Raw genomic sequence first — 4019 nt, forward strand, 5'->3', positions numbered from 1 at the left:
TAGGTAAACTGCCCTTTAAACGTCAAATTTATGCACATGGCCAATTGATTAGTTAGGGAAAGCTAAGTCTAAAATAACTCTCAAAGTAAATCTTTCGTTTTTATAAATTCACTTGGGTAACAGCAATACTGAAAGCCGGGCAACAACGGAATTGAAGGGACTATATAACCTATAGCTATGGATTACAAACAATTTCAGGACTGTATTGACGCATGTTACAAATGCGCTGCTGAATGCGACAATTGTGCTACTGCCTGCTTAAAAGAGCCGGATGTAAAGATGATGGAGCGTTGTATTGAGTTAGATTTGCTTTGTGCAGATATATGCCGGCTAGCTGCTGCTGCCATGGCAAGAGCGGATGAACACACAGTGGATTATGTAAAACAGATTTGTGGGTTATGTGCTACTATTTGCGATGCTTGCGGCGAAGAATGTGCTCAGCACGAAGCCGAGCACTGCCAGCGTTGTGCGACCGCATGTAAGCAATGTGCAGAAGAATGTAGAAGAATGTCCGCTTAATTTAAGCAATCAAAGGGGGTAAAAGCAGCCAAATAACTCTGCTTTTACCCCCTTTAACGGTTGAGTTTTTATTCAAAAAAATATAAAACAATGATCTGTCATCCTTAGGCCTAGATGCGTATAGGAGAAGAGCAAACAAAATATCTAAGCGCATGAATGAGCAAAATAATAATAGAGATCAGCTGAAATCAAATAAAGAGACACATGCAGGTGAAGAGGCGCACGCAGACGGCCACATCCCGAGTACAGGTGACAAACCACATACTGTAGCGGGAGGAAGAAGCCAGAACGTGGAATCCATCGAGGATATAAAGGAGGATATGGATGCTGGGGAAGACGAGGGGAGCGAGACAAAATAATTTGCAGGAGTGCTCGCCAGCGATTCAGTAAATCAACCACACTGTTGGCTGTGCATCTAGTTGCCGAGTCTGATAAGGCAGCATAGACTATGCATTTATTTGCGGTTTAAGTTCGGGCACAGCATACACCACTCGACTCTGAATGAGGTCGCTTTGTGCAAAAATAAATTACTGACGCACCCATGCCATGGCCTCTCCCCTTTGCTGCAGGTCAAAGTACTTAATCTCTGCGCCCGTGAAAGGCTTCATTAGCTTTGTCATCCAATTCTGCCAATTCCTGTCTCCGACGATGGCAATCCTGTTGAAATTGTTTGCGTGCTGAACGTCAAATTTAAGGTCCTCCCACAGCCCCCCAGGCTCCCAGCCTTCCACATCATCCATCTCCCAGTAAAGACAGATTTTCCCGAAACGGTCGATCTTCTCCTCCATTGACGGAACGATTAGGGTATAGTCTTCTTTATCCAGTGAGCCTGTGAACTTCAAGGCCACCAGGTCTGCTTTACCTGTTTCTATAGCTTGTACCATAACGTAGTTTGCTTTGGGACCTGTACGTGTATACTGTTTAGTGTGTTCCCGTGCATCTCACTTAACATATCAAAAGCGCACCCCGTACAACCTAGTCTGTACAAAGAAAGATGATTCTATGTCAAAGGGGCACGCTGTATCCGCAAGCAGTAAAAATAAAGGGCGGCTCAAATTAGTCCTCACATTTACGTTTCTTTACCTTATTGCTGAAGTCATTGGGGGACTGTTAACAGGGAGCCTTGCCTTGCTTGCTGACGCTGGTCATATGTTAACGGATGTAGGTGGACTCGCTTTTGCACTTATTGCCATTATGTTGGCTGAACGGCCGGCTTCTCCTGAGCGCACCTACGGGTATTATCGCGCAGAAATTCTGGCAGCGCTGGCTAATGCGGTGATACTCATCGGTATCTCGCTTTATATCCTCTACGAGGCTTATCAGCGCTTTCTAGACCCGCCGGCAGTAGAGAGTAAGGCAATGTTGCTAGTAGCAACAGTCGGTTTAGTGGTGAATCTGGCAGGTATGTATATTCTGCGGAAGGGGTCTAAGGAGAGCCTCAATATGAAGGGGGCTTACTTCGAGGTCCTTTCTGATATGCTTACATCTATTGGAGTAATTGTAGCAGGCATCATCATGTGGACAACTGGCTGGTATTATGCCGACCCGATCTTGTCAGCAGGAATAGGGCTTTTTATCCTTCCCAGGACCTGGATACTGCTCAAAGAGGCCGTTGGCGTGTTGTTAGAGGGAACGCCCTCAGACGTGAACATAGATGAGTTGCGCACATCCATGAAAGCGATGCAAGGAGTTGAAGAGGTGCACGACCTGCATGTCTGGTCCTTAACTTCTGGCGTCAATGCGATGAGCGCCCATGTCGTCTTAGCCGCTGATAACAAGGCCTCTTACGACGAATTGCTAAGCAGAATAAACCAAGCCATCACCTCCAACTTTAAGATATCGCATACCACCATCCAACTAGAGAGCAGTGGGTACAAGGAGAAAGGAACTCACCTGTAGCAGCGCCTGAGCTGTGCGGTGGTTAGTGAAAAGAACAAGACGCTGCCAACAAGTTGCCCACACATGCAAGTAACAGAAACCAACAGAATCATAGGGTTGAGTACCTAGCACTGCCTATCCTAGAAAAAGATTTAATCTCACGCTCATCCTGCTCAAAAAGAAATAAGCGCTTAGATTAGGGGTAAACTACGTTGCACAACTTCTCCTCCCCAACCATGCATCTTGGGCAAAAGAGACAAAGCATTACTCATCCGGTTTCCCCAAGTTGGTTTTACCTATCGTCAAGAGATAGCAGCATAATCCTCAACGTTCATGTTCCGAACTCTCAATTAAATTAAAACCACTTATAACAAAACTTTCGGTGCAGTTAAGGCCGCTCATAATGATGAACTTCCTATAACTATTTTAAGTTATAGCATGAGTACATCCTTCTAAAGAATACGAAATGAATTCGATCAGGAAAGCAGCCTTGAGTTGCATGTTAACCGTGCTTGCCATTACTTCTGTAGATGCGAAAGACAAGGAAGGTTTACACCACACAATCAAGGCTATAGCGGCAAAGTTTGAAGCAATGGGTGCAGGCGCTTCCTATGTAACTGCTAATGGGAAACCGGTAGCGCAGCAGGTGTCTTTTCTACAGGAAGAAGGCCTAACGCTACCTGTTAACGGTAATTTACGTCAAATTGCTCTTATTCGTCATGGGGAGCCTGATTTGCAGAAGACGGGTAAGTTTTCTTATAACCAGGCCAGGAAGTTTGCAGTAGATTATGATAGCGTAGGCATCGTGACCCCGGATGCCCCGTTCTTTGAGATCCAGGACCCAGAGGAGGTGGCCATATTTGCCAGTTCTATCAACAGGGCCAGAGCGACAGCACAATATGTATTTGGGGCGGATAGCCAAATGACCGTCTCACCGGTTTTAGAGAGTTTGAAACAGCCATGGGCGAGCATAGCCCTAACTTGCGCATGCCAATCAGGTTCTGGACCACTGCTGCCCGCATCAAGTGGGTGTTGGGTATAGACCGACAGGGGGCTGAAAGTTTCGCAGATGCGCGCCGACGGGCACAGGAGGCAGCCCAAATCCTGGCCAGTGCAAGTGCAGATAAGCCTAAAGTAGCACTCGTGGCCCATGGTTTGTTGAATCGCTACATTAAGGAGAATCTAGAAAAGATGGGCTGGCATGTCGTGCGGGACGGGGGGGATGGCTATTTAGGCACTACTATACTGGTAAAATTGGATAGCTAATCAGTGGTAGGGCAATTAGGCGGTACTGCTCCCAGTGCCAGGCTGAACGCTGGTCACATGATGTACCTGTTATGGCTTCCCTTTTTCCCGTACTTATCTTTCATGCTACGGTGCCGTTAGGCCAAAGGATATTTTGGCGGCTCTATTCCTTTCCTTTCTTCCAGACTTTATCATCTGTGCAGCCCCGCCTGTTCGTCAGTAGAGTGAACAATACTATTCGTAGTAATAAAGCTCCTCTATTAGCATTCATTCAAAGTAAGTTGTCAAATAGTCAATTATCGATATAATGCAGCTGTAACTAACTGCCAATGACAATTCTAAAAGTTAAACCATGAACTAACACTTTTATAGTGTTG

General features: G+C 45.9%; 6 protein-coding genes. 5 read left to right on the forward strand and 1 reads right to left on the reverse strand.

The annotated features are described in order from the left end of the window. The first annotated feature begins 177 nt into the window (after positions 1–177). Positions 178–519: a four-helix bundle copper-binding protein gene (locus tag ACFQ2O_RS20415; protein WP_377532451.1), complete on the forward strand. Its 342-nt coding sequence runs from the start codon at positions 178–180 to the stop codon at positions 517–519. Between the two features lie 152 nt (positions 520–671). Next, positions 672–878: a hypothetical protein gene (locus ACFQ2O_RS20420; RefSeq protein ID WP_377532455.1), complete on the forward strand. Its 207-nt coding sequence runs from the start codon at positions 672–674 to the stop codon at positions 876–878. A 168-nt stretch (positions 879–1046) separates the two neighbouring features. On the opposite strand, the gene ACFQ2O_RS20425 is transcribed toward ACFQ2O_RS20420, so the two are convergent. After that, positions 1047–1403 (reverse strand): SpoIIAA family protein, encoded by a 357-nt coding sequence (locus ACFQ2O_RS20425; RefSeq protein ID WP_377532458.1) that lies wholly within the window; start codon positions 1401–1403, stop codon positions 1047–1049. A 118-nt stretch (positions 1404–1521) separates the two neighbouring features. Here ACFQ2O_RS20425 and ACFQ2O_RS20430 point away from each other — a divergent pair, with 118 nt between their 5' ends. The 3 genes from ACFQ2O_RS20430 (at position 1522) to ACFQ2O_RS20440 (ending at position 3663) form a co-directional block, all read left to right on the forward strand. Further along, positions 1522–2418, forward strand: a complete 897-nt coding sequence (locus ACFQ2O_RS20430; RefSeq protein WP_377532461.1) for a cation diffusion facilitator family transporter — start codon at positions 1522–1524, stop codon at positions 2416–2418. A 478-nt stretch (positions 2419–2896) separates the two neighbouring features. Continuing rightward, entirely contained in the window at positions 2897–3439 is a 543-nt protein-coding gene (locus ACFQ2O_RS20435; RefSeq protein ID WP_377532464.1) for a hypothetical protein, read from the forward strand. Continuing rightward, a complete protein-coding gene (locus ACFQ2O_RS20440; RefSeq protein ID WP_377532467.1) occupies positions 3385–3663 on the forward strand; it encodes a histidine phosphatase family protein in 279 nt (92 codons plus the stop codon). Before ACFQ2O_RS20435 ends, ACFQ2O_RS20440 begins: the two co-directional genes overlap by 55 nt. The last annotated feature ends 356 nt before the right edge of the window (positions 3664–4019 follow it).

Source organism: Pontibacter rugosus, from assembly GCF_042678745.1.
Taxonomy (GTDB): Bacteria; Bacteroidota; Bacteroidia; order Cytophagales; family Hymenobacteraceae; genus Pontibacter; species Pontibacter rugosus.

Excerpts from the sequence above, each read along its gene's own strand:
- ACFQ2O_RS20415 (WP_377532451.1), top strand. The coding sequence starts at position 178 with ATGGATTACAAACAATTTCAGGACTGTATTGACGCATGTTACAAATGC.
- ACFQ2O_RS20420 (WP_377532455.1), top strand. The coding sequence starts at position 672 with ATGAATGAGCAAAATAATAATAGAGATCAGCTGAAATCAAATAAAGAG.
- ACFQ2O_RS20425 (WP_377532458.1), bottom strand. The coding sequence starts at position 1,403 with ATGGTACAAGCTATAGAAACAGGTAAAGCAGACCTGGTGGCCTTGAAG.
- ACFQ2O_RS20430 (WP_377532461.1), top strand. The coding sequence starts at position 1,522 with ATGTCAAAGGGGCACGCTGTATCCGCAAGCAGTAAAAATAAAGGGCGG.
- ACFQ2O_RS20435 (WP_377532464.1), top strand. The coding sequence starts at position 2,897 with ATGTTAACCGTGCTTGCCATTACTTCTGTAGATGCGAAAGACAAGGAA.
- ACFQ2O_RS20440 (WP_377532467.1), top strand. The coding sequence starts at position 3,385 with ATGCCAATCAGGTTCTGGACCACTGCTGCCCGCATCAAGTGGGTGTTG.